Annotated in this window: 28 protein-coding genes; 5 read left to right on the top strand and 23 right to left on the bottom strand. The window is 66.9% G+C overall.

Going from position 1 to position 26,450, the window contains the following annotated elements; all coding sequences use genetic code 11:
- Position 1 precedes the first annotated feature (1 nt).
- The 5 genes from AC6EKW_RS03115 to AC6EKW_RS03095 form a co-directional block, all read right to left on the bottom strand.
- Positions 2-1,630 carry an acyl-CoA synthetase gene (locus AC6EKW_RS03115; RefSeq protein ID WP_498513750.1) on the bottom strand — a complete coding sequence of 543 codons (1,629 nt, stop codon included), beginning with the start codon at positions 1,628-1,630 and terminating at the stop codon, positions 2-4.
- 35 nt (positions 1,631-1,665) lie between these two features.
- Positions 1,666-2,013 (bottom strand): DUF1330 domain-containing protein, encoded by a 348-nt coding sequence (locus AC6EKW_RS03110; RefSeq protein ID WP_273886916.1) that lies wholly within the window; start codon positions 2,011-2,013, stop codon positions 1,666-1,668.
- Between the two features lie 84 nt (positions 2,014-2,097).
- On the bottom strand, positions 2,098-3,780 hold the full coding sequence (locus AC6EKW_RS03105; protein ID WP_498513670.1) for a YhgE/Pip domain-containing protein: 1,683 nt from the start codon (positions 3,778-3,780) through the stop codon (positions 2,098-2,100).
- A 99-nt stretch (positions 3,781-3,879) separates the two neighbouring features.
- Positions 3,880-4,509 carry a TetR/AcrR family transcriptional regulator gene (locus AC6EKW_RS03100; protein ID WP_498513669.1) on the bottom strand — a complete coding sequence of 210 codons (630 nt, stop codon included), beginning with the start codon at positions 4,507-4,509 and terminating at the stop codon, positions 3,880-3,882.
- Positions 4,510-4,587: 78 nt separating this feature from the next.
- Positions 4,588-5,766 (bottom strand): acyl-CoA dehydrogenase family protein, encoded by a 1,179-nt coding sequence (locus AC6EKW_RS03095; RefSeq protein WP_498513668.1) that lies wholly within the window; start codon positions 5,764-5,766, stop codon positions 4,588-4,590.
- 136 nt (positions 5,767-5,902) lie between these two features.
- On the opposite strand from AC6EKW_RS03095, the gene AC6EKW_RS03090 reads away from it, so the two are divergent.
- From AC6EKW_RS03090 to acs, 3 genes are read left to right on the top strand one after another with little or no spacing between them, the layout of a single operon-like run.
- The gene (locus AC6EKW_RS03090; RefSeq protein ID WP_498513749.1) at positions 5,903-6,880 is read left to right on the top strand and encodes a PPOX class F420-dependent oxidoreductase; all 978 of its coding nucleotides are present in this window, start codon (positions 5,903-5,905) and stop codon (positions 6,878-6,880) included.
- A 5-nt stretch (positions 6,881-6,885) separates the two neighbouring features.
- Entirely contained in the window at positions 6,886-9,000 is a 2,115-nt protein-coding gene (locus AC6EKW_RS03085; protein WP_498513748.1) for an MMPL family transporter, read from the top strand.
- Between the two features lie 58 nt (positions 9,001-9,058).
- Positions 9,059-11,029 carry an acetate--CoA ligase gene (gene acs, locus AC6EKW_RS03080; protein ID WP_498513667.1) on the top strand — a complete coding sequence of 657 codons (1,971 nt, stop codon included), beginning with the start codon at positions 9,059-9,061 and terminating at the stop codon, positions 11,027-11,029.
- Here the strand turns inward: acs and AC6EKW_RS03075 are convergent.
- The 4 genes from AC6EKW_RS03075 to AC6EKW_RS03060 all read right to left on the bottom strand — a co-directional run bounded on the left by AC6EKW_RS03075 (position 11,026) and on the right by AC6EKW_RS03060 (position 13,702).
- Positions 11,026-11,958 (bottom strand): lipid kinase, encoded by a 933-nt coding sequence (locus AC6EKW_RS03075; protein WP_273886910.1) that lies wholly within the window; start codon positions 11,956-11,958, stop codon positions 11,026-11,028. The two genes, acs and AC6EKW_RS03075, sit on opposite strands and share 4 nt — an antisense overlap.
- Before the next feature lie 72 nt (positions 11,959-12,030).
- Entirely contained in the window at positions 12,031-12,291 is a 261-nt protein-coding gene (locus AC6EKW_RS03070) for an HPr family phosphocarrier protein (RefSeq protein ID WP_273886909.1), read from the bottom strand.
- Between the two features lie 60 nt (positions 12,292-12,351).
- Positions 12,352-13,029: a class II aldolase/adducin family protein gene (locus AC6EKW_RS03065; RefSeq protein ID WP_273886908.1), complete on the bottom strand. Its 678-nt coding sequence runs from the start codon at positions 13,027-13,029 to the stop codon at positions 12,352-12,354.
- A gap of 205 nt (positions 13,030-13,234) precedes the next feature.
- Positions 13,235-13,702 carry a VOC family protein gene (locus AC6EKW_RS03060; RefSeq protein WP_498513666.1) on the bottom strand — a complete coding sequence of 156 codons (468 nt, stop codon included), beginning with the start codon at positions 13,700-13,702 and terminating at the stop codon, positions 13,235-13,237.
- Positions 13,703-13,767: 65 nt separating this feature from the next.
- Between AC6EKW_RS03060 and AC6EKW_RS03055 the strand changes: the two genes are divergently transcribed.
- Entirely contained in the window at positions 13,768-14,943 is a 1,176-nt protein-coding gene (locus AC6EKW_RS03055; protein WP_498513665.1) for an MFS transporter, read from the top strand.
- On the opposite strand, the gene AC6EKW_RS03050 is transcribed toward AC6EKW_RS03055, so the two are convergent.
- From AC6EKW_RS03050 to AC6EKW_RS03035, 4 genes are all read right to left on the bottom strand, one after another.
- A complete protein-coding gene (locus AC6EKW_RS03050) occupies positions 14,940-15,398 on the bottom strand; it encodes an MOSC domain-containing protein (RefSeq protein ID WP_498513664.1) in 459 nt (152 codons plus the stop codon). The two genes, AC6EKW_RS03055 and AC6EKW_RS03050, sit on opposite strands and share 4 nt — an antisense overlap.
- Before the next feature lie 4 nt (positions 15,399-15,402).
- Positions 15,403-16,068 (bottom strand): SOS response-associated peptidase, encoded by a 666-nt coding sequence (locus AC6EKW_RS03045; protein WP_498513663.1) that lies wholly within the window; start codon positions 16,066-16,068, stop codon positions 15,403-15,405.
- An 85-nt stretch (positions 16,069-16,153) separates the two neighbouring features.
- Positions 16,154-16,477 (bottom strand): hypothetical protein, encoded by a 324-nt coding sequence (locus tag AC6EKW_RS03040; protein ID WP_498513662.1) that lies wholly within the window; start codon positions 16,475-16,477, stop codon positions 16,154-16,156.
- 33 nt (positions 16,478-16,510) lie between these two features.
- Complete coding sequence (locus AC6EKW_RS03035; RefSeq protein WP_498513661.1) at positions 16,511-17,581, bottom strand: NADH:flavin oxidoreductase/NADH oxidase; 1,071 nt, start codon at positions 17,579-17,581, stop codon at positions 16,511-16,513.
- Between the two features lie 177 nt (positions 17,582-17,758).
- On the opposite strand from AC6EKW_RS03035, the gene AC6EKW_RS03030 reads away from it, so the two are divergent.
- Positions 17,759-18,628 (top strand): class E sortase, encoded by an 870-nt coding sequence (locus AC6EKW_RS03030; RefSeq protein WP_273886901.1) that lies wholly within the window; start codon positions 17,759-17,761, stop codon positions 18,626-18,628.
- 10 nt (positions 18,629-18,638) lie between these two features.
- Here the strand turns inward: AC6EKW_RS03030 and AC6EKW_RS03025 are convergent, their stop codons facing one another.
- The 10 genes from AC6EKW_RS03025 to AC6EKW_RS02980 form a co-directional block, all read right to left on the bottom strand.
- Positions 18,639-19,295: a sortase gene (locus AC6EKW_RS03025; RefSeq protein ID WP_273886900.1), complete on the bottom strand. Its 657-nt coding sequence runs from the start codon at positions 19,293-19,295 to the stop codon at positions 18,639-18,641.
- 60 nt (positions 19,296-19,355) lie between these two features.
- Entirely contained in the window at positions 19,356-19,754 is a 399-nt protein-coding gene (locus AC6EKW_RS03020) for a hypothetical protein (protein WP_498513660.1), read from the bottom strand.
- Positions 19,755-19,841: 87 nt separating this feature from the next.
- A complete protein-coding gene (locus AC6EKW_RS03015; RefSeq protein WP_498513659.1) occupies positions 19,842-20,651 on the bottom strand; it encodes a heparan-alpha-glucosaminide N-acetyltransferase in 810 nt (269 codons plus the stop codon).
- A 59-nt stretch (positions 20,652-20,710) separates the two neighbouring features.
- Positions 20,711-21,214: a GNAT family N-acetyltransferase gene (locus AC6EKW_RS03010; RefSeq protein ID WP_498513658.1), complete on the bottom strand. Its 504-nt coding sequence runs from the start codon at positions 21,212-21,214 to the stop codon at positions 20,711-20,713.
- A 1-nt stretch (position 21,215) separates the two neighbouring features.
- Positions 21,216-22,178, bottom strand: coding sequence for a cation diffusion facilitator family transporter (locus AC6EKW_RS03005; RefSeq protein ID WP_498513657.1), 963 nt, complete (start codon positions 22,176-22,178; stop codon positions 21,216-21,218).
- Positions 22,175-22,555, bottom strand: coding sequence for an ArsR/SmtB family transcription factor (locus AC6EKW_RS03000; RefSeq protein WP_273845958.1), 381 nt, complete (start codon positions 22,553-22,555; stop codon positions 22,175-22,177). Before AC6EKW_RS03000 ends, AC6EKW_RS03005 begins: the two co-directional genes overlap by 4 nt.
- A gap of 78 nt (positions 22,556-22,633) precedes the next feature.
- A complete protein-coding gene (locus AC6EKW_RS02995; RefSeq protein ID WP_273845955.1) occupies positions 22,634-23,272 on the bottom strand; it encodes a hypothetical protein in 639 nt (212 codons plus the stop codon).
- 495 nt (positions 23,273-23,767) lie between these two features.
- Positions 23,768-24,469, bottom strand: coding sequence for a cation diffusion facilitator family transporter (locus tag AC6EKW_RS02990; RefSeq protein WP_498513656.1), 702 nt, complete (start codon positions 24,467-24,469; stop codon positions 23,768-23,770).
- Complete coding sequence (locus AC6EKW_RS02985; protein WP_273845948.1) at positions 24,466-24,819, bottom strand: ArsR/SmtB family transcription factor; 354 nt, start codon at positions 24,817-24,819, stop codon at positions 24,466-24,468. Before AC6EKW_RS02985 ends, AC6EKW_RS02990 begins: the two co-directional genes overlap by 4 nt.
- Positions 24,820-24,884: 65 nt before the next feature.
- Positions 24,885-26,414, bottom strand: coding sequence for a multicopper oxidase family protein (locus AC6EKW_RS02980; protein ID WP_498513655.1), 1,530 nt, complete (start codon positions 26,412-26,414; stop codon positions 24,885-24,887).
- Positions 26,415-26,450 lie beyond the last annotated feature (36 nt).

Raw genomic sequence — 26,450 nt, 5'->3', positions numbered from 1 at the left:
CTCACCTCACGCTCTTCTTCTCGCTCTCACGCTCCCGCAGGACGTTGCGCCGGATCTTGCCGGTGGTGGTGAGCGGCAGCTCGGAGACGAACTCTACCTCGCGCGGGTACTCGTGGGCCCCGAGCCTCCTGCGTACGAGCTCTTTCAGCTCCTCCGCCAGACTCTCGTCGCCCCCGCCGTCCCTGGTCACCACGAACGCCTTGACCACCTGCCCGCGCACCTCGTCCGGCTTTCCGACCGCCGCGGCCATCAACACCCGCGGGTGACTTACGAGGGTCTCCTCGATCTCGGTCGGTCCGATCCGGTAGCCGGAGGAGTTGATCACGTCGTCCTCCCGCCCGACGAAGCGGAAGTAACCCTCCTCGTCCATCGAGGCGAGATCTCCGGTCTTCATCCATCCACCGGCGAACTTCTCCTCCGTCGCCTCCTCGTTGTTCCAGTAGCCGATCATCATCACCGGGTCGGGACGCCTCACCGCGACTTCCCCCACCTCGCCGGGACCGAGAACGTCCCCGCCCGCGCCGACCACGGCGACCTCGTGCCCGGGGACGGCGCGCCCCATCGAACCGGGCTTCACCTCCATCACGGAAGAGCAGTTGGAGACGATGAGGTTGCACTCGGTCTGCCCGTAGAACTCGTTTATCGTGAGGCCAAGCTCCTCGCGCCCCCACTCGAGGGTCTCCTCCCCGAGCGGCTCCCCGCCGCAGGCGAGGCTCTCGAGCTCGATGTCCCACCGCTCGCGGGGATGTTCGACGGCGCGCATCATCTTGAGCGCCGTCGGCGGCAGGAAGACGTTCTTCACCCCCCAGCGTTCCATGAGGTCGAAGGCTCGCTCGGGATCGAAACGCCCCATCCGGCAGGAGAGCACCGGGAGCCCCCAGTGCAGCGCGGGGAACAGAACGTCGAAGAGCCCCCCGATCCAGGCCCAGTCCGCCGGCGTCCAGAACATGTCCCCCGGCCGGGGGGCGAGCTCGTGCGGCAGGCTCACCCCCGGCAGGTGCCCGGGGAGGATCCTGTGCCCGTGCAGGGCGCCTTTGGGCGGCCCCGTGGTCCCGGAGGTGTAGATGATGATCGCGGGCTCGTCCGGCGCGGTCGCGACCGGCTCGAAGCGGCGGGAGGCCCGCGCGAGGAGGTCGTCGAAGCGCTCCGCTCCGGCTCCCTCCCCGTCGACGAGCACGACGTGCTCGAGGGCGGGGAGCTCCCGGCGCAAATCGGATGCGACCTCGAGGTGCGCCTCGTCGGTGACGACGACCCTGGCCCCGCTGTCGGCGAGGCGGTAGCGCAGCGCGTCCTCCCCGAAGAGCGCGAAGAGCGGCACGGCGACCGCGCCCATCTTGTAGGCGGCGATGTGGGCGACGGCGAGCTCGGGCCTCTGCGAGAGCAGCACCGCGACCCTCTCCCCCCTCTCGACCCCGAGCCCCCTGAGCGCGTTCGCGAACCGGTCGGAGGCCTCCTTGAGCTCCCGGAAGGTCCACTTCTCGGCCGTCCCGTCCTCCCGGTCGTGGATTATGGCGATCCTCCCCGCATCCCAGGCGTGCCGGTCGCAGGCGTCCACCCCGATGTTGTACGTCTCCGGAAGGGCCCACGCGAACGAGCGGCGAAGCTCCTCGTAGGACGTCCTGCGCGGCATCCGGGAGGAGAGCCGCCCGAAGAAGTCCTCGTGGATCACCGCTCCTCTCCCGCGGAGCGAGCCTCCCGGAACACGGGACGCAGATCATCGAGCTTCTCGTAGGTCCACCAGAGGTAGTTCTCGGTCCCGCCCTCGCGCAGCGGGTGCAGATCTTCGTTCTCCGGATCGTCGAGGAACGCCTGGAAAGCTTCCTTCGAGGGCCACTCGACCAGGATCATGACCCGTCGCGGCCGGACGTCCGAGCCGTCCAGCCCGCCGTCGAGCTTCCCGAGCGCGACTACCTTCCCGCCCTGTTTCTCCACCGCCGCCACCGACCGACGAGAGTACTGCAGATAGAGGTCGTTGTCTGCCAGATCGAAGAGGTTGAGGGCGTACAGGGACATCCGAACACCTCCGGGATCGATCGCATTGCGCCCTCATTATCCTACCCGAGAGAACGACCGCGTTCGCAAAATAGAGCGCCCCTCCTACCTGGAGGGTTCCGTCCGCACCACCGCGATGGCGTATCCGAGGACCGCCGCCCCCAGCGCATACGCTCCGAGGACCCACAGCGCCCCCTCCAACCCCGCGGCCATGCGACCTCCGTAGAAGAGCAGCGCCCGCAGACCATCGACGGCGTGCCGCATCGGCAACCACTCGGAATACACCTGATATGCTCCCGGCAAAGCCTGGAGCGGCTCGAATCCCCCGGAGGACACGAGGCCGAGCAGGATGTTCCCGATCAGGCTGAGCACCAACCCGGCGTACCCGAAGGCTCTCGCCAACACGAGCGTCACGAAGAGCATCGAGGAGGTGCAAAGCACCAGGAAACCATAGACCTCTCCCACCCCGACAGACCTGTGAGCATCGAGGAGACCAAAAGCAACCGCCACCTCTACGGCGGAGAACGCCCCCGAGAACGCGGCCCCGAGCAACAGCCAGGCCGTCCACCGCCCGGCGCTGGAGACGGGACCGCCCGGGATGCGGGAAGGGACCGTGTATACGGCGGCCGCCCCGATCACGCCTGCTATGCCGGCGAAGAACGCGAGGAAGAAGGGCATCCCCCCGGCCCCGGAGTTCTTCCCTACCCCCACCACCTCCGTGACGTCGGCCCGGACGGGATCCCCGACGACGGTCGCGAGCTCCGGCGGCAGGGACACGCCCTGCTCTCCGGCCATCTTCACGAGACGCTCGCCCGTCTCTCGCGAAACACCACTCACGAGCCCGAGCAAGATGTTCGAGGCGATCCTTCCTCCCTGCCCGGAGGCGGGATTGGTGAGCACCTCGATCTTCGCGGGTTTCGGCGGAGCCGGGAAGGTCGCCGCACCGCCGCTCACCTTCGCTTTCGAGATCTTCCCCCTGACCGGGTCGGCGACGGCGGAGACGGCCCCGGGCGGGACGTTATTCCCCATCTTCCTAACGTTCCGCAGAACCCGCTCCCGGGTCGCTCCCGATACCGAATCGACGATCTTGGAGAAAGCGCTCTCGATCTGCGCGGTCACCGCCGGCCTGACCCGCGGGTTCGTGAGGAGCTCCATCTCCGCCGCCTTCGGGGTCGCCCCTGCCCCCACGGCGGCCGAAGTCGACACGCCGGCGAGCTTCTTGGAGTAATCCGGTGGTATGACGACGGCGGCGTAATACTTCCCCTCCCGGAACCCGCGAAGGGCCGCCCCGAGCCCGTCCACCTCCCTCCACTGTACCTTCGCCGCCGAAGGTCCGCGGGAGACGAGCCGGCTCACGACCTCTCTACCGAAGTTGATCCTGCGCCCCCCAAGAGACGCCCCCTCGTCCTCGTCCACGATCGCGAGCGGCACCCTTGGCGGGCCAGCGATCCCCGCCAGGCGCGCCGTATAGTCCCTCGGGATCACGACAGCCCCGTAGAACCTGTCGTCCCTGATCCCCTCGATCGCTCCCTCCCGGGTGTCCAGCCGCACCCACTCGACCACGTTCCCCGCCGGTGAATGGGACCCGGTCAGCCGGTCCACGATCTCCTTCCCGAGATCAACCTCCTTCGATGCCACCCTCCCACCCCGGTCTTCGTTCACCAGCGCGATCGGCAGCCCGCTCAGGTTCTTCTGCGGGCTGATCACCGCGGCGAGATACAGGAAACATACGATCCCGAGAACCACCACCAGCCCCGCCAGAGCACCCCACGTCCGGCGTTCTTTCAATATCCCTATACACCACCCCTCTCCTTCGAAGCTCCTCCTTCAATTACAGAACCGTACCGTTTGGTTTGATTTCGAGTCAAAAAATTCCTTCCATTAGGTTCAGGTGGCGGCCTTCAGGTACGTATCGACCACGGCGTGGACCTTTTCGTCCGGAAGAGACTGCGGAGGTTCGGCGGGGTCGAGCAGAGCGTCGAGCAGGGCGTAGGTAGCGATCGAACCGACGAGCATTCTGGCGGCGACCTCGGGGTCGGGAACGGAGGTGAGCCCTCGTTCGTTGGTACGAGCGAGGAGCTTCGAGAAGAGTTCGATCCCCCTCTCCGGGATCGTGGAACGGAAGAGGTTCCCGAGTCCCGGGAGCCGGGGCGCTTCGGCGATGATTATCCTTAGCAGGGCGAGGTACTCCGCGCTCATCATGATCCCGGCGACCCCCCTCAGCCGTTCGACGAGAACCTCCCGCAGCTCTTCCTTCGTACCGACCTCCAGATCCTCCAGCCCCTGCAGCGGAGCCTGCGGCCCTTCCATGACGAGCTGGCGCAGCACGTCCACCAGCAACTCCTCCTTGCTCGCGTAGTAGGCGTAAAGGGTCTGCTTCGAAACCCCCGCCTCGGCAGCGATGTCGCTGGTGCTGGCCCGCACGAACCCCCGCTCCAGGAAAACCCTGCGCGCCCCCGCGCGGATCTGATCCCTCTTCGCCCGTGCCCGCTCTTCTTTCCGCGTCTCTACAGTCACCACCCTCCCAAGAACCGTACCGTTCGGTTTGATTTTAGAGGTTTCCGGAGGTTCCGGTCAAGCGGCCTTCGGCCGTCCTCACTTCGAGGCTGGTATGCCCCCCTCTTCCTGCAGCAGGCTGCGGGCGATGATCTGTCGGTTTATCTCGGAGGTTCCCTCTCCGATCTCGTTGATCTTGACCTGTCGCCAGTAGCGGGCGACGGCGCTCGTCTCCATGAAGCCCTCGCCGCCCCAGATCTGTACCGCCTGATCGGCGGCTCTTTTGGCCGTCTCGGAGGCGAAGACCTTGGCCATGCTCGCCTCGCGCGAGAACGGACGCCCCTGATCCTTGAGCCAGGCGGCCTTGAGAACCATGTTGCGGGCGAGCTCTATCTCCATCGCCATGTCCGCGAGCTTGAACTGGATGGCCTGAAACTCGGAGATCGAACGCCCGAACTGCTTCCTCTCTCTGGCTCTTTGTATTGCTTCATCGAAACAGGCCTGCGCGAGCCCGACGGAGAGAGCACCGACAGCGACCCGCCCGCCGTCGAGGGTGGCGAGGAACTGACGCAAACCCCTCCCACGCTCGCCCAGGGTGTTCTCCTCGGGGACCCGACAGTCGTCGAAGTAGAGGGGGTGCTGGTCGGCGGCGCGCCAGCCGGTCTTCTCGTAGGAAGGCCCGCGGGTGTACCCGGGTGTGTCCTGAGGCACTATGATCGCGGTGAGCTCCGGGCGTCCGTCCTCGCGGGTCCCGGTGCGGGCGATGATCGTAACGCCCCCGGTGATGTCGGTGCCGGAGTTGGTGATCCACTTCTTCGATCCGTTTACGACCCAGTGCCCATCCTCGAGCCTGGCGGTCGTCCTCGTCCCACCGGCGTCGGTCCCGGCCTCCTCCTCGGTGAGCCCGAATGCCCAGAGCCTCCGGCCGCCCTGGATGACCTCACCCAGATAGTGCTCCTTCTGCTCCTTCGTCCCGTAGGCGACCAGAGGGGCGCAGCCGAGCGAGATGTGCGCCTCCAGCGTGATCCCGACCGAAGTATCGGCCCGGCTGATCTCCTCCAGGACCATGTTGTAGGCGACGAAGTCCCCCCCACTCCCTCCGTACTCCTCGGGTATCGTCAGCCCGAGAAACCCCTCCTCGGCCATCTGGCCGACGATGTCGTACGGGAAACGCCCCTCCCGATCCAACGCCGCCGCTTGCGGCTTTACAACCTCATCCGCGAACTCCCGCGCCTTCTCCCTCCAGGCCCGCTGCTCAGGTGTCGGATCGAAGTCCATCAGCCCTCCTGGTATCTGCACTCCACCTCGATGAGTTTAGCAGCAGCAGTTCCCCGGGACTCGCAATTTATCTCTGTGTTTAGTTTTCTTTGTTATCGAGCAAAATGTGTAAAAGGTCCGGGAGGTGATCTTGAAGATGCGGGGTACGCTCGAGGGTTTCGGTGTACTGGATGGTCACGACTACATGAACCTTACGACGTTCCGGAGGAGCGGGGAGCCGGTTCGGACGCCGGTGTGGTTCGCGAAGGACGGGGAGAAGCTCTACGTGTACACGGGGCGCGCAAGCGGGAAGGTCAAAAGGATCCGCAACTACGGGGGTGTGATCGTCGGGCCGTGCGACAGGCGTGGGAGGCCGCTCGGTCCGGAGGTTGCGGGCGTGGCCCGCCTGCTCGCGGCGGAGGAGAGCGCGCATCCCGAGCGCCTCCTGAGGGAGAAGTACGGGGCTCAGATGCGTCTCTTCCGCGGCGCGCAGCGGCTGTTCGGGAGGAGTGGGGCTCAGGTGTACCTCGAGATCACCCCGGCCCCGCCGGACGACCCCGTAAACGAGCGCCTCGCGGAGCGGAACGCCCCGGGACGGGCGCCGAGGTCAGCACGCTACCGCTGGTACCACGCCGCCGCCTTCGGGCTCGCGGTGAACGCGGTCTCGGCCGCGCTCTCCCGCCCGGATGACGGAGAGCGGCGGCAGTACGAGGAGCTGCGCCAGGCCCCCTTCGCCCCGCCCGGGTGGGTCTTCGGACCGGCCTGGACGACAAACAACATAAGCCAGCTCTGGGGCGACCTCAGGCTCCTGAACCTGCCCGAAGACACACACGACCGCCGTCCGCTGCTCGCCCTGCAGGGCGCGAGCTGGGCGCTCTACGCCACCTTCACCTGGGCGTACTTCAGGAAGCGAAGTCCCCTGCTCGCGCTCGGATGGACCTCGGCCTTTCACGCCCTCACCCTCGGCAGCACGGTCCTCGGCCTTCGGGTCGACCGCCGCTTCGCAGCCTCACAAGTCCCTATCCTGATCTGGCTCTCCATCGCAACGCCCACCGCGGCTTACCAGGCACTGTACAATCCCGACCCCCTCTTCGGCACCCCGGCGCCACTGCCGGAGACATCCTCCGGCCGGTGAGCGCCATGGGACCTCGAGGGCGAGCGACGTCGGGTGGTGGACGAGGAGGGTTTGGGGCTCTGATCTCGTTCGCCGCCGGACGGCGGACGAAGTGGTTCGTGCTGGCGGTCTGGGTGATCGCGGCCGGCATCACCGGGCCTTTCGGGGGCAGGCTCCCCTCGGTGGAGAAGAACGACCAGTCGAGCTTCCTGCCGGCGAGCGCCCAGTCGACGCAGGCGTTGGAGTTACAGAAGCGATTCTTCGGGAAGAACCAGCCGATACCGGCGGTGGTCGTCTTCCGACGGGCGGATGGGCTGACGCGCTCCGACTACGAGAAAGTCATGCAAGATCGCCAGGCGGTGGCGAAGCTCGGCACCAGGGGGATCGGAGCCCCCTCCCCGCCCGTACCCTCCAGGGACGGCAAGGCGCTGCTCTTCACCGTCCCCATAAAAGCATCGAGCGACGATCCGTCGGTGCTGCAGAACGCGGTCTCAGCGATCCGCCGGACCGTCGAGAAGGATACCGGGGGGCTCGCGGTCGCGGTGACCGGCCCGGCGGGGTTCACCTCCGATCTCGTGGAGGTCTTTGGGGGGATAGACACCAAACTGCTCTTCGCGACGGCGCTCGTGGTCGCGGCGCTCCTGCTCCTCACCTACCGCAGCCCGTTTCTGTGGCTTCTGCCGCTCGTCTCGGTCGGGCTTGCCGAAGGAATCTCGCAGGCCGTCTACTACGGGCTGGCCGGTGCAGGGATCACCATCAGCGGGCAGACGGCCGGGCTCGCCACGGTGCTCCTGTTCGGCGCCGGGACCGACTACGCGCTGTTGCTCGTCGCCCGCTATCGGGAGGAGCTGCGCCGGCACGAGGACCGGCACGAGGCCATGGCCTACGCGCTCAGGCAGGCCGGTCCGGCCATCCTCGCCTCCGCCGGCACGGTGACGATAGGGCTTCTGTGCCTGCTCGCCTCCGAACTCAACAACAACCGGGGGCTCGGTCCGGTCGGGGCCGCGGCGGTGCTCCTGGCGCTGCTCGCGATGCTCACGGCCCTGCCGGCGCTGCTGCTCGTGCTCGGGCGGGGGGTCTTCTGGCCGTACGTCCCGCGCTACGGGACACCCTCGCGCGAAGAGGCGGGGGTGTTCTTCAGGCTCGGGCGCACAATCTCCGCGAGGAAGAAGTTCGTGTGGGTGACGACCGCCGTCGTGCTCGCGATCCTCGCGTTCGGGCTCGTCAGGTTAGACACCGGCCTCACCCCGCAGCAGGGCTTCCGGGGCAAAGTCGACTCTGTAGAGGGTCAGAAGCTTCTGGCGAAGAGCTACCCTGCGGGTGCGAGCGCCCCGGCGACCGTCGTGGTGCGCCCGGCGGACAGGGCAAGGGAGGTGCGTGAGGCGGCGCGGAAGGTCGGGGACACCTCGCGGATCGGGCCGATAGAGAAGAGAGGCGGCGTCGCCCGCTTCGACGTCACGCTCTCGTCCGGGCCCTACTCGCAAAAATCCTTCGGAGCGGTAAAGGAGCTGCGGGAGAAACTCGGCAAGATAAACGGGGTCGAGGCCTACGTCGGCGGCACGACCGCCCAGCAACTCGATACCCGGCAGGCAGCCGCGCGGGACAGCGAGGTGATCGTGCCGCTCGTCCTGCTCGTCGTGCTCGTAATACTCGGCCTCCTGCTGCGCTCGGTCGTCGCCCCCGTAATCCTCATAGCCACGGTGATCCTCTCGTTCGCCGCGGCGCTCGGGGTGAGCGTGGTCGTCTTCGAGTCCCTCTTCGGCTTTCCGGGGATAGATCCCTCGCTGCCGCTCCTGGCGTTCGTCTTTCTCGTCGCGCTCGGGGTGGACTACAACATCTTCCTCGTCGCCCGGGCGCGTGAGGAGGCCGGGCGTCACGGTACCCGGGAGGGCATGCTCCGGGCGCTCGCCGTCACCGGCGGGGTCATCACCTCCGCCGGGATCGTGCTCGCCGCGACCTTCTCGGTGCTCGGGGTGCTCCCGCTCGTCGTGCTCACCGAGATCGGGTTCATCGTCGCCTTCGGGGTACTGCTGGACACCCTGGTGGTACGCTCGGTCCTGGTACCGGCGATCGTGATGGACGCCGGGAAGAGGTTCTGGTGGCCCTCGAACCCGGAGGAAGACCGTAGCCCCCGGTATTGACAGGGTCCGGTCGGGAGGTAACATGGGCGCCGGACGAAAAGAGAGGGAAAGGGATACCATGCCAGAAGCGGACGGGGCGTACGAGATCCGGGGCATAGCCGAAGCCAGGCTCTACCCGCCGAACGAAGCCCTGAAGGCCCAGAGCCCCTTCAGGGACGCCGGGGAAGCCGGAGAGTTCATCGAGTGGGCGCGCAGGGACCCGGACGCGTACTGGGCTCGCATCGCCTCGGAGCTCGAGTGGTTCACGAGCTGGGACACCGTCAGGCAGGGTGAGCTCCCGGAGTTCCGCTACTTCGTCGGTGCGACCTCCAACGTGAGCCACAACTGCCTCGACCGGCACCTGAAGCTCGGCCGCAAGAACAAGGCGGCGTTACTCTGGGAATCGGAGGACGGCCGGCGGGAGGTCTGGACCTACCAGCAGCTCCACGACGAGGTCAACCGGCTCGCGAACGCCCTGAAGGACCTCGGGGTCGGGCGGGGGGACGTCGTCGCGATCTACATGGGCAACATCCCGGAGGTCTTCGCGAGCGTCCACGCCTGCTACCGCATCGGGGCGCTCTACAACATCATCTTCGCCGGATTCTCCACCGACGCCGTACGCCAACGTCTGGAGGACTCGCATCCCAAAGCCGTCATCGTCGCAGACGCAACCTCCCGGCGCGGGCGCGAGGTGCCGCTCAAGCGGACGCTGGACGAGGCGGCGGAGGGCATCGACTCGATCGAGGCCGTCGTCGTCGTGCCGCGCGCGGGCGCGGAGGTGACGCTCGTCTCCGGGCGGGACCACCTCTACCCCGATCTTTTGCGCACCGCATCCCGCTGGTGCCCGCCGGAGCCCATCGAGGCGAACGAGCCCGGCTTCATCATCTACACCAGCGGCACCGAGTCCAGGCCCAAGGGTGTCGTACACTCCGGGCTCGGGTTCCTGGTAGGGACCTACGCCGACGTCAAGTGGTCCATGAACCCGCAGGAAGACGACGTCTACTGGTGCACGGCGGACGTCGGATGGCTGACCTTCCCGATCTGGTCGCTCGTCGGCGGGCTCGCGCACGGGGTGACGATGGTCGTCTACGAGGGTGCGCTCAACCACCCGGACCCCGGCCGCATCTACGAGGTCGCCGAGCGCTACCGGGTGAGCAAGATCTTCACCGCCCCGACCGCCCTGCGCATGCTGCGCGGCGCCGGGGAGCGGTGGCTCGAGGGACGCGACCTCTCCGAGCTGGACCTCATCTCGCTCGTCGGCGAACCGATAGACCCCGAGACCTGGCACTGGGTCCACCAGGTCGTCGGACGGGGACACGTCTTCGTCAACAACACCTACGGGCAGACCGAGACCGCCACGGGCTGGACCTCGGCGCTCGTCGGGATAAGCGGCGCGAAGCCCGGCTCCTGCGGGCAGGCGCTCCCCGGCTATACCGCCGAGGTCGTCGACGAGCGCGGGGAGCCGGTCCCGCCCGGCACCCAGGGCTACCTCACGATCACCAGACCATTCCCGTGCCTGGCCCGCACGGTGTGGGGTGACCACCAGCGCTACCTCGACACCTACTTCAAACGCTTCCCGGGCCGCTACTTCTCGGCGGACGCCTGCGTGGTGGACGAGGACGGCCACTACTGGGTCACCGGGAGGGTCGACGACGTCATAAACGTCAGCGGCCACCGGCTCGGGACGATGGAGATAGAGGCCGCCCTGCTGAACCACCCAGACGTCGCCGAGGCCGCGGTCATCGGCGTTCCGGATCAGACGAAGGGGACGGTGCCGGTCGCCTTCGTGCTGCTGCGCGCGGGGGCCGAACCGAAGGAAGGCATCGAGGAGGAGCTCGAGCGGCAGGTCGTCGATCACGTGGGGCCGATCGCGCGCCCGGCGGCCATCCACGTCGTGAGCGCGCTCCCGAAGACGAGGAGCGGCAAGATCATGCGCCGGCTCCTGCGTGAACTTATCGTCGACGGCAGGGTACGCGGCGATACGACCGCGCTCGAGGACCCGGAGTCGGTGAGCGTACTGGAGAAGGAGCTCCCCGCGAAGAGCGGCTAGCGGTCGCGGCGGGCGGCCTTCGATCCCGGCGGCACGAGGACCCTGAGGGCATCGCGCTCCACCCTGAAGGTCTTGGGTGTGGAGGAGACTATCTCACCGTCGACGTTTATCCGCTGGACGGGGTCGGTCTCGAGGTGGACCTCCGTCGTCTTGAAGTGGCTCACCCCCTCCTCGCGGATGAAGTCGCCGCTCTTCAGGTAGAGGGCCACCCCGAGCAGGTCACGGTGCCGCATGATCTCGATGACGCAGACGTCCAGCGCATCGTCGTCTATCTCGGAGTCGGGGGCGACGATGAACCCCCCGCCGTAGAACCGGCCGTTACCCACCGCGACCTGTAAGAGCCGCTCGAACTCCACCGGCTCATGATCTCCTTTCGGGAAGGTCAACCGGGCCGAGAACGGCTCGTGACGCAGGAACGCCCGCACCGCCGCGAGCGGGTAGGCCAGTGCACCGGCCCGCTTCTTGAGCCGGGGCGAGAGGGCCTGGGTCACCTCGACCCCCATCCCGACTGAGGCGACGTTGACGAAGTAGTCGTCGCCGGCGACCCCGAGGTCCACGTCGACCACCTCTCCGTGCACCACGACCCTGCAGGCCGCCTCCACGTCCTGCGGTATCTCCAGCGTGCGGGCGAAGTCGTTCGCGGTTCCGAGAGGCAGCAGCCCGAGCACCGTCTCCCTTCCGGCCAGGAAGTCCACGGCCGAGCTGACCGTGCCGTCGCCACCACCCAGGATGAGCAGCTCGCACCCCTCCTGGACCAGCTCGCGCACCGTCTCTGGCAGACGAGCGGGGTCTTGCAGAGGGTGGGTCTTCTCCACCCGGAGGCCCATCTCCTCCAACACCTCCAGCGCCCGGAAGAAAGCCCGCTCACCATCCCGCGAGCGGGTGTTCACGACCAGCGCAACCCTCTCCGGGTCGAATTCGTTACCCACCGGCTCCTCCAATGCAGGCCCCAGGTACGTCCGGCACCACGTGCCGCCCGCCCTCCGGCGCCTCTCGTCCCCTTACTCTTCCTCGCGGGAGATCAGTTCGACCAGAGCGTCCACGGCCGCCTGCTCGTCCGCGCCTTCGGCTCGTATGGTGATCTGATGTCCTTTCTTCGCGGCGAGCGTCATGAGCGAGAGCGGGCTCTTGGCGTTGGCCTCCTTGCCGTCCTTTATGACTTTTATGTCGGAGACGAACTGCCTGGCGGTCCTGACGAACTGGGCCGCGGGTCTGGCGTGCAACCCCTCGGCCGGCCCCACGGTGGTCTGTCTCTCTACCACTCCGAAAGCTCCTCTCGCACGAAACTACCCTTCATCTATGCGAACGCGTGCGGATGAAGTCTAGCAGAGCGGCGGATCGGCGGTGTCCAGGCCGGGCGAGGGTCCCTCCCCGCCCCCGAGGGCCGCGGTGATCCTCCTCGCCGCCTCCAGGATCTCGTCATGCCCGAGGATCTCTGGCTCCCCAGCGAGCATGGCGCGATAGTACAGCCTGGAGGCTTCTTCCAGCAGGAAGAGGTTCGAGAGGGCATCCTCTGGATGCTCCCCCAGGACGACCGCTCCGCTGCTCCGCACCAGGCACGCCCGCAACCCTTCAGAGAGCTCCTCCTCCACGTTGAGGGCGAACTGCTCCGTTCCGTAGGGAGCGCGCCGCGTGACCGGCACGTGCCCGTCCTCCGAGAGAATCGTGAGCATGGGATGCAGCGGGGGGATCTCCCACCCGAGGCACGCCAGCACCGTGGCATACGGGGGCTGAGCGCAGATCACGGCCCCGGCGACCGGAAGGTTGCGGTAGATGCAGGCGTGCACAAGGGTCTCGGCGGGGGGCGTCAGGTCGCCCTCCAGTACCCGACCATCGCCGTCCAGCAGCAAGAGATCCCGCGGCCACGGCTCACCCTCCCTCCTCTCGGGGGTTACGATGATGGCACCCGCCTCCCCGCGGGCGCTGACGCTCCCGAAGGTACCGGACACCATCCCCACCCCTACCAGCCGGTGGGCCGTATCCAGTATCCCTCTCCGCAACTCAGTGTGGACGAATCCCCCTTCCCATCCGAAGCCGGCCTCGGGGTGGTTCCCGCACGTTCCGGACGATCCGCGCGGCTTCCAGGAAACCGCGACATCCCGGCACGATAACATGTTGTGCTGTAGCTGGCAATCGAAAACCAGCGAAAATCGAGGATTCTCTCCCGCACGAGGGGTGCTGCGGACGTCCGGATCTCCCGGTGGTTCACCCACCCCGGCGGAGGTAGAGTCGGGCGGAGGCGGCTTCGCCGGTCTGGGGCGAGGGCAACGGTCGGAGATCGGAGACCACCGAACGGTCGAGGTGGGAAGCGTGGGGATGGTTCACCTCGATCAGGTTGCCCGCAGGGTCGCGCAGGTAGAGCTGGACGGCACCGTCCGGAAGCTCGTAGACCCCCGAGTAGTAACCTTCCTTCACCCGGACGCCCATCTCCTCCGCCTTCCGGTAGACCCGCTCGAAGTCCTCCACGTCTATCCCGAAGTGGTGGGAGCGGGGAGAGGGGTCTTCGCTCAGGAAGAGGTGAAGCTGCAGGTCGCCCACCCGCAGCCAGAGCACCGGGAACGGGAAGTTCGGGGAGGGGATCTCCTCCATCCCGAAGAGCTCCCGGTAGAAGCGGGCGGATTCTTCCAGATCACGCGCCCCCACGCTCACGTGCGTCAGCCCTCTCGCCCCCATAGCCCTCCTCTCTCGGACCACGGTCGGATTATACGCGGGGAAGCTTTGGAGATACACTGAGGTTCATGGCAGCACCCGGAAGCGGGGAAGGAGCGCGCGGGTTCGTCCGTGACCGGCTCACGTGGGTGGTGTACGTCCTGGTCGGATACTTCTCCTACCTGGAGACCTCCCTCGGGCCCCTCATGCCGTTTTTGAGGTCCGAGCTGGGGTTCGACTACACGGTGGCGAGCCTGCACTTCAGCGCGTTCGCCCTCGGGGGCGTGCTCACGGGCGTGCTCGGCGAACGGGTGAGCACGAGGTGGGGACGCCGGGTGAGCCTGTGGGGCGGCGGGGCGGGGATGGCGGCGGGAGCGGTTCTCCTGGCGGCGAGTCCGGTCACGACGGGGACCATCGCGGGCGCGTTCTTCATGGGTACGGCTGGGTCGCTGCTCCTGATCACGACACAGTCCGTCCTCTCCGACCGCCACGAACGGAACGGGGCGGTGGCCATCACCGAGTCGAACGCCGCGGCGAGCGCCTGCGCGATCGCCGCGTCCCTCGCCGTCGGGACATCCGCCGCCGCGGGTCTCGGCTGGCGGGCGGCGCTCCTGCCCCCGATCCTCGTCTTCCTCCTGCTCTCCCCGAGCGTGAGGCTGAGGATGCCGCGGGAGGAGCCTTCCCCACGCCGAGGGGCCGGAGGGCGGCCTGCCGGGAAGCTCCCGTCCCGCTTCTGGGCCTACTGGGGCGTGCTCTCCCTTGGAGTCGCCATCGAGTGGTGCGTGACCTACTGGGGAGCGGCGTTTCTGAAGGCCGGAGCCGGGCTCTCGAGCGCGGAGGCGGCGGGCGCTTTAAGCGTCTTCCCGGCGGCGATGCTGGCGGGGAGGCTGCTCGGCAGCATCGCCGCCCGCAGGGTCCCCGTGACGACGCTGCTCACGGCCACCCTGACGGTGGCGCTCGTGGGCTTCCCCCTCTTCTGGCTCTCGGGCGGTGAAGTCCCCACCCTCGCCGGGCTGGCCGCGACGGGGCTGGGCATCGGGAGCGTCTACCCGCTCTCGGTCTCGGCGGGGGTCGACTCGTCCTCCCGGCAGTCCAACCGGGCCACGGCGCGCCTCTCCCTGGGTGCCAGCGGGGCGATCCTGCTCGCGCCCTTCGCCCTCGGAGCCCTGGCCGACCGTACGAGCATCGAGGCAGCCTACGGCATCGTCCTTCCCATGCTCGTTTTCGCCGTCGCCCTCACGCTGGTGGCCCGAAGGCTCGGCTAGAGCACCACCGCGTCCCCCTCCCGGATCACACCGTCCTCCAGGATGCGGGCACCGATGCCGCCGCGGTTGCGCAGGGCCCGGGTCATACCGGGTTCGGTGAGCCGTTGCACGTGGCGACACGGCGGGCGCGTGCGATCGTACTCGAGCAGCACCTCCCCGATCCGGAACCGCCGGCGGCGGAGGTCGGAGAGACGGATCCCACGGGTCACGATGTTGCGCCGGTGTTCGCCGTTGGTGACGGAGATGCCCGCCTCGCGTTCTATCTCTTCGAGCGCCTCGGCCTCTATCAGGGTGACCTCGCACACGCCCTCGGGGAAGCGGCTCCAGTATCCGGTGCCCTCGCAGTAGCGGTCTCCCGCGAGCCCCCGGCCGGCCAGCGCCCGAACCTCTCCCACGCGCAGCATCGGGGCGCTGCCGCGCGGGGTCACGTAGATCGCCTCGACCGTCCCGCCCATTCACTCACCCCACCGGCTCGACGCAGGCAGGCCCGTCGTTCGCCGGGTTGTTCACCAAACGGTCCACCGGGTAGGCCTCCAGGGTTTCGCCCTCGTACGGCTTGAGCAGCGGCAGGAGAACGTCCGGGTCGTGCACGGAGACATCCAGCCAGAGATCGTATTCCTCGGGATCGAGGATCACCGGCGTGCGTTCGTGGATCGGGGCGAGGAGCCCGTTCGCGTCGGTGGTTATGATCGTGCAGGAGCGGATCTCATCCGCTCCCCCGCGCCACACCTCCCAGAGTCCGGCGAAGGCGAACGGGGAACCGTCGCGCATCTTTATGTAGTAGGGTTGCCTGCCGCCATCCTCCTTCCTCCACTCGTAGAATCCATCCGCGAGGACGAGGCAGCGGCGGCTGCGGAAAGCTCGTCGGTAGGAGGGCTTCTCGGCCACGCTCTCTGCGCGCGCGTTGATCATGCGGTTACCTATCCCGGGATCGTCGGCCCAGGAGGGTACGAGCCCCCAACGAAACTTCTCGAGCCTCCTCGTCTTTTCCCGGAGGACGACCGCGGCCACCTCGCGCGAGGGCGCTATGTTGTAGCTCGGAGAGAGTTCGGGCAGCGGCCCCGGGAGGTCGAACTTCTCGGCGAGCTCTTCCACGGGCACCCTGAGCGTGTACCTTCCACACATCCTCACCCACCTCTTCTACATCTTTAGCAGGGACACCCGGAGAAGATAACAGGAGAACGCGCCTCTCCCCACCCCGAAGCTGCTCCTAGCGCGGTCGGGAGCGGGTGAGAAGAAACTCGAGCGTGCTGCGGGTGCCATCCGGGGATCGAACCTCCTCCCGGAACGCCCACAGGAACACGGTCTCCGGCTCCACCCGGCTCGACCGCCGCACGGCGTGCAACCTCCCGCCCCACCGCAGGACGGCCTCGGCGGCGGTCGCGGCCGCCACCGTCGCCAGCGCCCTGCCGGTCGGGGTGCCGAGCACGGCCCGGAGCCCGGGGAGCAGACGCCTCCCGGAGGGCAGTGAGGCGCCCCGGCGCTCCAGGACACCCCTCCGGGGTCTCCGGTCTTCGTGGGAACTCTCGCCCATCACACCGATTCTCGCACCCGGCGCGGCCTCACGCTACCCGCGGGGCTTCGCCCGCTCGTACTGGGACGGCCAGGGGACGTCCACCCCGAGCTCAAGCGCGGCGTGCAGCGGCCAGTACGGATCTCGCAACAGCTGGCGGGCGAGCAGGACCGCGTCCGCCTTGCCACCCGCGACGATCTCCTCGGCCTGCTCCGGCTCGGTGATGAGCCCGACGGCACCGGTCATCACCCCAGTCTCCCTGCGCACCACCTCCGCGAAGGGGACCTGGTAGCCGGGCCGAACCTCGATCTTCGCGTTCGGCACGGCACCTCCGGAGGAACAATCCACGAGGTCCACGCCGATCTCCTCGAGCCTGCGGGAGAGCTTGACCGAATCCTCCAGGCTCCATCCACCTTCCACCCAGTCGGTGGCCGAGATACGCACGAAGAGCGGCAGCTCCTCGGGCCAGATCTCTCGCACCGCCTCAGCCACCTCGAGCGGCAGTCGGACCCTGTTCTCGAAAGACCCCCCGTACTCGTCCTCCCGCCGGTTGGAGAGCGGGGAGAGGAACTGGTGCAGCAGGTAGCCGTGCGCCATGTGCAGTTCCACGACCTTGAACCCCGCCTGCAGGCTGCGCCTCGCCGCCCGCGCGAAAGACTCCACGACATGCTCGATGTCCTCCCGCGTCATCTCTCGCGGCATCGGATAGCCCTCCGCGAAGGGCAGCGGGCTCGGAGCCAGCGGCTGCCATCCTCCCTCCTCCCGGGGGATCGGAGAACCACCCCGCCACGGAGCATCGGTCGAGGCCTTGCGTCCGGCGTGTCCGAGCTGTATGCCTGGGACGGCGCCCTGCTCAAAGACGAAGCGGGTTATGCGGGAGAAGGCCCGTACGTGGTCGTCCGACCACATCCCGGTGTCCCAGGGGCTTATACGCCCCTCCGGGCTCACGGCCGTGGCCTCGGCGATCACCAGCGCCGCGCCCCCCACGGCCCGGGACCCCAGGTGCACGAGATGCCAGTCGCCCGGCATCCCATCCTCGCACGAGTACTGACACATGGGGGAGACGAAGATCCTGTTCTTGAAACGAATCCCGCGTATCTCGAGCGGAGAAAACAGCTCGCTCATGTCCGGCTCCTTCTCATATACGACTCACCGATCAAAAGGTCTTCCATGGGCCCTCAAAGTTCGAGCCCCGCAGGGATTCTACGACTTCGGCGGTGGTTCCGGTGTGATCTCCTTTCCGACCCAGGACGCCCGCAGCCGGCTTGCAGCCGCTTCACCGGACGGGATAGAATCGTCCACATGCATGGGAGAAGGAGAGAACGCCGCATCTTCACCCGCAGAAGACGCCGAAGGACGGGTCTGGGTCTGCTCCTCATGCTGGTTCTGGTGGCGGTCGCGGGGGTCGTCGCCTTCGGTCTCAACGTCCCCGGGCACGACACGGGCCAGAAACCATCACCTAAGGGCGAAAACACGCAGGCATCGGTCAAGCCCGCGAAAGGAGACGCCCCGCGAAGCCAGGCCCGCACCGCGAGTGAAGCCGGTGGAGGGAAGACGACCCCACGCACCTCCGGGCGAAAAAGCAAGCCCCAGGCGAAAGAACGAGCGGCCAAGAAACCCTCGCATCCCGTCAAAAGAAAGGAAGCCCGGGCCTCGCGGGGCTCCGTCTGCGGACCTACGCCGCCGAAACCGCCGAACGACGCCCTCTACCTGACGGTGCCCAAACTGGGCATCTACGGAGACACGGTCACCAACAGCGACTCCGAAGCCGCGCTGAACCAGGGGGCCATAAAGCTCCCCCCGACGGGGTTCCCCTGGCAACCCTGCGCGAACACCTACATAGTCGGGCACCGCATAGGGTACGCCGGCACCCAGAGCTACTACCAGTTCTACAACCTTCCCTCCATGCAGCCGGGGGATGAGATCATACTCACCGACGCCAACGGCACCCGCTACATCTACCGGGTGACGCGCGTCTTCGCGGTGGGCCCCTACGACACCCGCTACACCTACCCGGTCCCCGGCAAGAACCTGGTGACGCTGCAGACCTGCATCACCTCGCTCAACGACTGGTGGACCATAGGCCCAGCGATGTACAACGACTCTCCCAACCTGGACCGCCTGCTGGTGCAGGGAGAGCGGGTGGCGATAGAACCCGGCTCTCCCCGCTGACCCCGGAACCTCAGGCGGGATTCGTGCTCTTGGCCCTGATCGTCTTGACCAGCTCCGCCCGGACGATCAGACGCTCCGTGTAGTTGGGGAGGGTGCAGCTCTGCAGCGTGAGTATGCTCTTGCCCCGCACGGGCCTGGTGACCCAGATCTCGGTCGGATAGACGGCGAACTTCTTGTAGACTTTGTAGACGTACTCGTTGCCGTTGGCGTCGGTGACGTAGACCTTGTCCCCCTTCTTCAGGTTGTTGAGGTCGTAAAAGGCGAGAAGGCTCTTCGTCCCGACGTAGCCGAGCCGGTGCCCGGCGATATACACGTTCGCCCCTTTCTGCCAGGGGAACCCCGTTCCTTTTATGTGTATGGCCACGTGGTTGTTGAGGGCCTGGTTGTTGGTGCTCCTCGCAGTCGGCACCAGAGCGTTCTTGACCCGGCTCATCGCGGGGATGGTCAGGTGCAGGTTTTTGTTCTTGGGAACCTCGATGCCGGGAAGGGTGCCCCGGCTCGGGTCCTTCTTCTGCACCAGCGGAATGCTGAAATTGCCCGCCCGGGGATGCTTCACCACCCCACCGGCGTTGACGTCCGTGCCGAAGAAGTTGAAACCGAGCAGCCCTACACCGGCCAGGATCAGGGCGATGCTCAGAGTCTGCAGGACGATCCTCTTGACGTTCATCTCTTCGAGTACACCTCCATCTCTCAGGCGTAGGGAAGCCACCTCCACGCAGGAGGCAAGCTACAGCCTGAAAACCTGGAGTGCCGGTGGTGAAGGTCGCTGGGGTAGAGCCGCCGCGAGAACCGGGATTCTCTTTACGGCGGAGACGGGAGAAGCCCGCCCGAAAGAACCGTTCCGCCGCAACAGCATACCCAGCGCGGTGCAGAAGGAGAGCGAGAGCAGCGTGGCGAGCAGCCCGAGACCCTGCAGCAACCCCTGATCCTGAGGGGCCTCCCTCTGCAGGAGGCCCGGGGCGGCGTGATCATGAGCGTGCCCCAGGGCCTGCCGCCCCCCCGAGCCGACATGGTGGGCAACGGCCTGCTCGGCGTGCAGGACCCGCGGGGAGACCCCGAAGAGGCAGCTCAGGCTGGCGAGGAGGATGAAGAGCAACCCGGCCCCGGTCAGCCTCGGCGAAGGCATCCCGACCTCCTCCCTCTCCACGAGAGTTCTGCGTACGCTGCCATCACGACAAAGTTTACCCCAATCGCAGCGTGATCTACGCGCACCCTATACCGTGCCCGGGCTCACCACCCCGAAGGCCCACAGAAGCGCGATGATCACCGGCTGGTGCACCAGGTAGATGAAGAGGGTGTGCCGCCCGACGAAGGCGAGCGGACGCATCGGGCGCGGCGCCTGCCCGAGAGGCTTCACGTCCCGTCGCCGCAGGTAGAACGTGTTGCCGACGAAAAGCCCGAGCAACACCACCCCGAACCACGGCAGCAGCGCCCTGTAATCTGCCATGTACACCCCGGCGGGCAGAACGCCGAATGGGGCGAGAAGAAATCCCCAGACCCCCGGCAGTACGAACCAGCTCTGGTCGGCCTGGATGAAGGCCCCGGCCGCGACCACCGAGAGCCCGAAGAACAGGTTCGTCCAGCGCCGCCGCAGAAAGGGATAGGCCAGGACGATAGAGGCCCCGAGCATGTGCAGTATGCCGAAGATGACGACCCCCGCTCCGAGGAGCCAGAAGACCACCGTTATCCCCATGCCGTAGCCGAAGATCCTCAGGCCCCGCCGCAGATACTTCGGGAAGAGGTTCGCCTCCGGTCCCACCTTCATGCGCGCCCTCTGGTGGCTCAAGGCGAGCGAGAGCCCGGCCAGAAACACGAACATGAAGGCGCTCGTATCTGCGAAGTTGCCCCAGAACATGCCCACCGCGTTCACGGGATAGCCGGCGAGGAAGTCCAGATCGTAGACGAAATGGTAGGTGGCGACCAGGACCATGGCGATCCCCCGCACCACGTCGACATCCCAGAACCTACCCCCTACCTTCCCGGCGAAGGCCGCGCTCTCGGACCCCGGTCTGCTCTCCTCCAATCCCATCACCGAGATATTGCCACAACCAGGCCGACGGGACAGGCGTCTCACGGGGAAGATTACGATGCCTCCCGGAAACGTTCCCGAAGCACGGCGTACCGGACCATCCCCCCGAACTCCTCGCGCAGCTCCATCCCGAGCCGCTCCATCATCCCCCTCCAGGCACGCCGGCGCGCACCGGTGTGGCTCCAGATCTCCTCGAGCCCGAGCTCTTCGAAGCCGTATCGCAGCACCTCCCGGCAGGCCTCGGGGGCGAGGCCCATGCACCAGTACTCCTTCGAGAGCGCGTAAGAGAGCAGGATACGCCCGCCGTCCGCCGGTTCGAGCCCGCAGTGCCCGATGAGCGCGCCGTCCTCGCGGTGGACCATCGCGAGCTGCCCGAGACCGCGAGGATAGAGACCCAGCCACCTCTCGAGGGCCGCCGCCACGCCGTCGCGATCAACGCCCCCCGCCCAACCGAAACCGCGGGTCGTCTCCTCGGCATCGAGGCGCGCGAGCGTATCCAGCTCCTGCGGCGAGAACTCCCTGAGAACGAGCCTCGGCGTAACGAGCTCCACGAGCACCTCACCTCCTCCGCGCGGGCGCGACCTCGACGACCAGCCGCCCGAGCTTCGGCATCGCCTCCCGGACGGCCTCCCGCAACCGCCGCTCCACCTCGCGCGCCTCTTCCAGCGTCATCGCCGGCGGCAGCAACACGCACACCTCCGAATGGACCCGATGCCCGACCCAGCGGGCCCGGACACTCTCCACACCCTCGACGCCGGGCACCCTCCCGCAGACCCGGCCTATCGTCTCGGGGATCTCCGGCTCTATGGCGTCCATCATCCGGCGCCACATCGAGAGCGCCGAATCCCTGACGATGAACAGGATGGCGATGGTGATGAGGATGCCCACGATGGGATCCACGACCGGGTACCCGAGCCAGACTCCCCCGGCCCCGACGAGCACCGCGAGCGAGGTGAACCCGTCCACGCGGGCGTGCTGCCCGTCGGCGACCATCGCGGCGCTCCCGATCTTCTTCCCCACCCCGATGCGAAACTGCGCCACTAACTCGTTGCCGAGAAAGCCGATCACGGCGGCGAGCGCGACCCACCCGACGTTCGAGACCTCGGAGCCGTGGATCAGACGCTCAATAGACTCGTAGGCGGCTACGCACGCGCTGAAGAAGATCACCGCGACGATCGCCACCCCCGCAAGATCCTCGGCCCTCCCGTAGCCGTAGGTGTGTGCACGGTCAGCCGCTTTCTTACCGAGCGCGAACGCGAGCCACAGCGGCAGCGAGGTGAGCGAATCCCCGAAGTTGTGGATGGTGTCGGCGAGCAGCGCGACCGAGCCCGAGAAGACGACCACCAAAAGCTGCAAGAGCGCGGTGAGCATGAGCCCCACCAGCGATATCTTGAGCGCCCTTATGCCCTCCTCACTCGCCTCGAGCGCCTCGTCCACGCCTTCGTGGCTCTCGTGCGCGTGCCCGAACGGAAGAAGATGCGAGAGCAGGTGCACGATGCCTCCGTGCTCGCGGCCGCTCAACGGCGCCTCCCCGGCTCGAACAGCCGCGCGTGGTCCACGTGATAGAGCGCCTCCCGGAGCAGTACCCCGAGGTGGTCGTCGGCGAGCGCGTAGAAGGCCCTCTTGCCCTCCCTGCGCCGCCGCACCAGCCCGAGGTCCCTGAGCACCCTGAGCTGATGGCTCGTCGCGGACCCGCTCATCCCGACCACCTTCGCCAGCTCTCCCGCCGTGAGCTCGCCGTGCTCCAGCAACGCGAAGAGCGCCCTCACCCGCGTCGGGCCGGAGAGCGCCCCCATCAGGCCCGCGATCCTCTCGTCCACCCGACCCATCTCCCCGCTCAAGACGTCCCGCGGCTCAAGCAGCCGCTCCCCCGGCGAAGCTTCCCTGAAGTGCGTCATGAGAATGATTCTCTCACATCTGAAGAATTCTTCAAATATGATACGGAGGCAGGGTTTCGACCCTGCCTCCACCCTGGACTAGTCGCCGGGCGGGAACTCGTAAGACGCGGGAGGCTTGCCCTTCATCTTGCCGATTACCAGCGCTATCTCCTCGTGTTCTTTGATCGGGACCTTGCGAGGATCCCCCTTGTAAAGTTTGCCGTCGACGTAGACGCGGAGCGGCTCTGAGCGGCTAACATCGAACGAGAGAACTTTGTTCCTGGAGAGCGGAGCACCCCAGATATCGAAGAAGTCGCCCAGGGTGTAGGTGCGCTGGACCGGGGATTCGACGTGGATTATGCCGCTGGAGTCGTGGGTGTGCAGCCAGTAGATGCACTTTCCGGGGATGCCTATCTGGGAGGGCACCCTGACCTTCCTGCCGTTGGCGAAGATGTCGAGGTGGGCGTGGATGTGGAAGAGGAGCTGCTCGCTGGTTGCGCACTTTATCCCGTCTATGGGCTGGCCTGTGCCCCCGTTGCTATTGAAGTTAGCCTGAGGCTCGTAGGGGTTGGGGCGTGAGAGCCAGGCCAGAGCGCCGACCATCGCCGCGACGACGATAACCACGACCACCGCTACCGTTCCGAGCCCGATCGATCTGGTTCCGTTCGGGTTCCTGCGTTTTACCGAAGCACGCTCACCCGTACCGCGGTTCCGGCCCCGGCTGTCGTTCCTGCTCAAGTTTTTCTCCTCTTGGGATCGTGGAACCACCTCGCACTCGCAGGCGACGCTCGCCTGCGGGTGTATTGCAATCGTCTCTCTTAGACAGTTGTGAGGAGGTTCCAGGGAGGGAGCGGATCTGGGGCGAGGTAAAACTCTGCGGGTGGCCTCTGATCTGCTGGCCACCTCCCGCAGAATACGGCGAAGGCGAAAACCACGACGGAGGCGGCGAGGACCGCCACCGTAGCGCAGGAAGCCGGACAGGCGGCGGAAGACGCGTGTGGCGGCTGCTGGCATCCGTCCGGACCGCATCCTCCACCCGCCGACTGCGGGTGGAACGACACGAAGACGACCAGCAGGGCCGCCAGCACGACGGCGTATGTGCGGCACAAAGTCAAATCTTATGGATTATCCCACGAACCACCTTGCTTCGCCGCCGCACGCTTCTTCGAAAACAACAAAGCGCCGGTCGCACGAAACCACCCGAGACGTAACCCCTTGTGCACCAGATTTCGGTCATCGCGCTCGAAGAGTGCGGCCATCCTCGCGGCGATCAGGCCCTTCCCCGGCGTAGCAGCCGCACTGCTCCCCACGCCAGGACTCCAGCCCCTCCCTCACCGCAACCCCCGCGATCACGAGCGCCGCCAGAGGATCGGCCCACCACCACCCAAACAGGGCGTTGGCTCCGAGCCCGATCAACAACGCGGCGGAGAGGTAGGCACAGAGCATGTTCTGGGTGCCCTCGCCCTTGACCGCCGCCGATCCGAGTTCCTCACCGACTCGAGCCTTCGCCCGGGCAAGCGGCGGCATGATGAGCAGCGTAACGACGGACAACCCCATCCCTACCCAGCTCGTCGCCGGATGCTCCTGCAGCAAGAGCGTCCTTCCGGACTCGATCCCGACGTAAGCCGCGAGCAGGAAGTAGCTGAGCCCGATCATCCTCTGCGCCCTCCTCTCGGCACCCTCCGACGAGATCCTTCCGGAAGCGAACCTCCAGAGGATGACGATCCCGGCGGCCGCCTCGATCAGCGAATCGGCTCCAAAGCCGATCAGGGCTATGGATCCCGCCACGATCCCCGCCCCGATGGCCACGCCGGCCTCTATCCCGTGCCAGACGAGCCCCAGCCGGGCCAAAAGCCTGGCTCTCTTCACCAGACGCATCCGCTCCTCTACCCCCTGCAGGGGCCCTCGCCCCACCCGGACCGGCCGCCCGCTCACACCCCGATCTCCTCACCAAGCACAGCCGAGAGCAGCGAAGCCCCGCGCTCCGTGAGCGAGTACATGACCATCTTCCCCTCACGCCTGGAGCGTACCAACCCCAGCGAACGCAGCACCCGAAGGTGGTGCGAGACCAACCCCTGCCCGCGCCCCGCTATCCAGGACAGATCGCACACGCAGAGCTCCCCGGCCTCCCCGAGCGCCGCAGCCAGCGTGAGCCGCGTCGGGTCCGAGAGAGCCCTGGCCCTCCCGGCGGCCTCCTGCGCCCTCTTCTCCGTCAGTAGCTTCTCGCGAATCGCCTCCGCCCTCGGAGCATCCACGCAAAGCAGTTCGCACCTGTCATCATTCATATCTACATTCTAACAAATGTAGATATATCCGGGCAAGCGCCACGGGAGGCGGGCTCGAGGGATTCTTACACCCTGACCACCCGCATCATGCCGGCCTCCATGTGGTAGAGGTGGTGGCAGTGGAAGGCCCAGTCTCCGGGGTTGTCCGCGTACCAGTCGACGGCGAACCTCTGCATCGGGTCGACGATGGCGGTGTCCTTCAACGGTCCCCTTCCTGTACCGTTGTCCACCTGGAAGGAGTGTCCGTGCAGGTGCATCGGGTGGGGCATCATGGACATGTTCATGAACTCGAAGCGGATATGCTTGTTCCTTCCGGCCGTGATCGGGTCCGGTGTGGCGTTGGGTCCCGGATGGAAGGACTTCCCGTTGATCCTCCAGACGTAGCGCCGCTCGTTCCCGGAGAGGGTGACGGGTGTCACCTGATCCGGGCTCCCGGAAGGCAGGTCGACCCCAGAGGCTGCCCTGAGCATACCGTACAGGAGGAGCTTCTTTCCCAACTCGGGCGGCTTCTGGCCTGCCGGTGGAGCGGAGCCCGAGCTTCCCCGGTAGCGCAGGATCGCACGTCCCATCTTCTCCGTCCCCTCGGCCTGTGCCGCGAGCTGCCAGACACCCGGGTTGTTCGCCTCGACGATCACATCGTAACGCTCACCCGGTCCGATCCGCAGAGCGTCGACGTCTACCGGCTCGACCGGCTGCCCATCGGTGTGTGTCACGGTCATGCGATGACCGGCAAGGGCCACCCTGAAGATCGTCGCGCTCGCCGGGTTGATGAAGCGCAGCCGGAGTCGCTCCCCGCGCTTCACCATGAGCTCCTCGGGAGAATCCGGGGGTTTGCCGTTGATCAGGTAGTAGGGGTAGACGATATCCGGCGTCCACTGGCGGGGTTCGCTCCCGCCCCCCATCCCGGACATACCGCGCATGCCCCCACCCATGCCTCCCATACCTCCCATACCTCCCATGCCTCCCATACCGCCCATCCCGATCATCGCGCTCCCTCCGGACTTGAGGCGCTTCATCGCGTCCTCGGGAGTACCCCGCACCCCGTCGAGCCAGTCGTCGAGCATGAGCGTGTACTCGCGGTCGTAGGAGAGCGATTCCTTTTTGGGCTCGATGACGAGCGGACCGTAGAGGGCGCGGTCGAGCTGGAGCCCGACGTGGCTGTGGTAGAAGTAGGTGCCGGAGACGGGGACCGTGAACTCGTAGACGAACTCCCCCCCCGGCTTTATCGGCTTCTGGGTGACGTACGGGACACCGTCCATCCCGTTGGGGATGGGGAGCCCGTGCCAGTGTACCGTCGTACCCTCCGGCAGAGCGTTCTTCACCTTCACCCGAAGCCGCTCTCCCTCTTTTACCCGGATCTCGGGCCCCGGCAGGTTTCCCCCGTAGGTCCAGGTCTTCACCCGGCGCCCGCCGATCCTGACCTGTGCCGGCGAGACATCGAGCGCGTACTCTCTGGTGCCGGACGGAGCAGGGGTAGTGCGGGAGGTGCCGGCGCCCGCTCCGGAACCCGAAGATCTCCCGCAGGCACCCAGGACGAGGGCCCCCGTCCCCAACCCCGCAAGCCCGAAGAACTCCCGGCGGCTCAGCTTAGCCATCTTCACACACCACTCTTTCCTTCCAGTCCCCGTTCG

The sequence above is a fragment of the Rubrobacter sp. M3-4 genome (genome assembly GCF_059772285.1).
The sequence above is the reverse complement of the archived record's forward strand: the minus strand, read 5'-3'. Positions and strand labels throughout refer to the sequence as shown.

Bases quoted from the DNA above. Each gene is read 5' to 3' on its own strand.
- AC6EKW_RS03115 (WP_498513750.1), bottom strand. From the start codon at position 1,630: ATGCCGCGCAGGACGTCCTACGAGGAGCTTCGCCGCTCGTTCGCGTGG.
- AC6EKW_RS03110 (WP_273886916.1), bottom strand. From the start codon at position 2,013: ATGTCCCTGTACGCCCTCAACCTCTTCGATCTGGCAGACAACGACCTC.
- AC6EKW_RS03095 (WP_498513668.1), bottom strand. From the start codon at position 5,766: ATGGACTTCGATCCGACACCTGAGCAGCGGGCCTGGAGGGAGAAGGCG.
- AC6EKW_RS03090 (WP_498513749.1), top strand. From the start codon at position 5,903: ATGCGGGGTACGCTCGAGGGTTTCGGTGTACTGGATGGTCACGACTAC.
- AC6EKW_RS03085 (WP_498513748.1), top strand. From the start codon at position 6,886: ATGGGACCTCGAGGGCGAGCGACGTCGGGTGGTGGACGAGGAGGGTTT.
- acs (WP_498513667.1), top strand. From the start codon at position 9,059: ATGCCAGAAGCGGACGGGGCGTACGAGATCCGGGGCATAGCCGAAGCC.
- AC6EKW_RS03060 (WP_498513666.1), bottom strand. From the start codon at position 13,702: ATGGGGGCGAGAGGGCTGACGCACGTGAGCGTGGGGGCGCGTGATCTG.
- AC6EKW_RS03055 (WP_498513665.1), top strand. From the start codon at position 13,768: ATGGCAGCACCCGGAAGCGGGGAAGGAGCGCGCGGGTTCGTCCGTGAC.
- AC6EKW_RS03050 (WP_498513664.1), bottom strand. From the start codon at position 15,398: ATGGGCGGGACGGTCGAGGCGATCTACGTGACCCCGCGCGGCAGCGCC.
- AC6EKW_RS03045 (WP_498513663.1), bottom strand. From the start codon at position 16,068: ATGTGTGGAAGGTACACGCTCAGGGTGCCCGTGGAAGAGCTCGCCGAG.
- AC6EKW_RS03040 (WP_498513662.1), bottom strand. From the start codon at position 16,477: ATGGGCGAGAGTTCCCACGAAGACCGGAGACCCCGGAGGGGTGTCCTG.
- AC6EKW_RS03035 (WP_498513661.1), bottom strand. From the start codon at position 17,581: ATGAGCGAGCTGTTTTCTCCGCTCGAGATACGCGGGATTCGTTTCAAG.
- AC6EKW_RS03030 (WP_273886901.1), top strand. From the start codon at position 17,759: ATGCATGGGAGAAGGAGAGAACGCCGCATCTTCACCCGCAGAAGACGC.
- AC6EKW_RS03025 (WP_273886900.1), bottom strand. From the start codon at position 19,295: ATGAACGTCAAGAGGATCGTCCTGCAGACTCTGAGCATCGCCCTGATC.
- AC6EKW_RS03020 (WP_498513660.1), bottom strand. From the start codon at position 19,754: ATGCCTTCGCCGAGGCTGACCGGGGCCGGGTTGCTCTTCATCCTCCTC.
- AC6EKW_RS03000 (WP_273845958.1), bottom strand. From the start codon at position 22,555: ATGACGCACTTCAGGGAAGCTTCGCCGGGGGAGCGGCTGCTTGAGCCG.
- AC6EKW_RS02985 (WP_273845948.1), bottom strand. From the start codon at position 24,819: ATGAATGATGACAGGTGCGAACTGCTTTGCGTGGATGCTCCGAGGGCG.
- AC6EKW_RS02980 (WP_498513655.1), bottom strand. From the start codon at position 26,414: ATGGCTAAGCTGAGCCGCCGGGAGTTCTTCGGGCTTGCGGGGTTGGGG.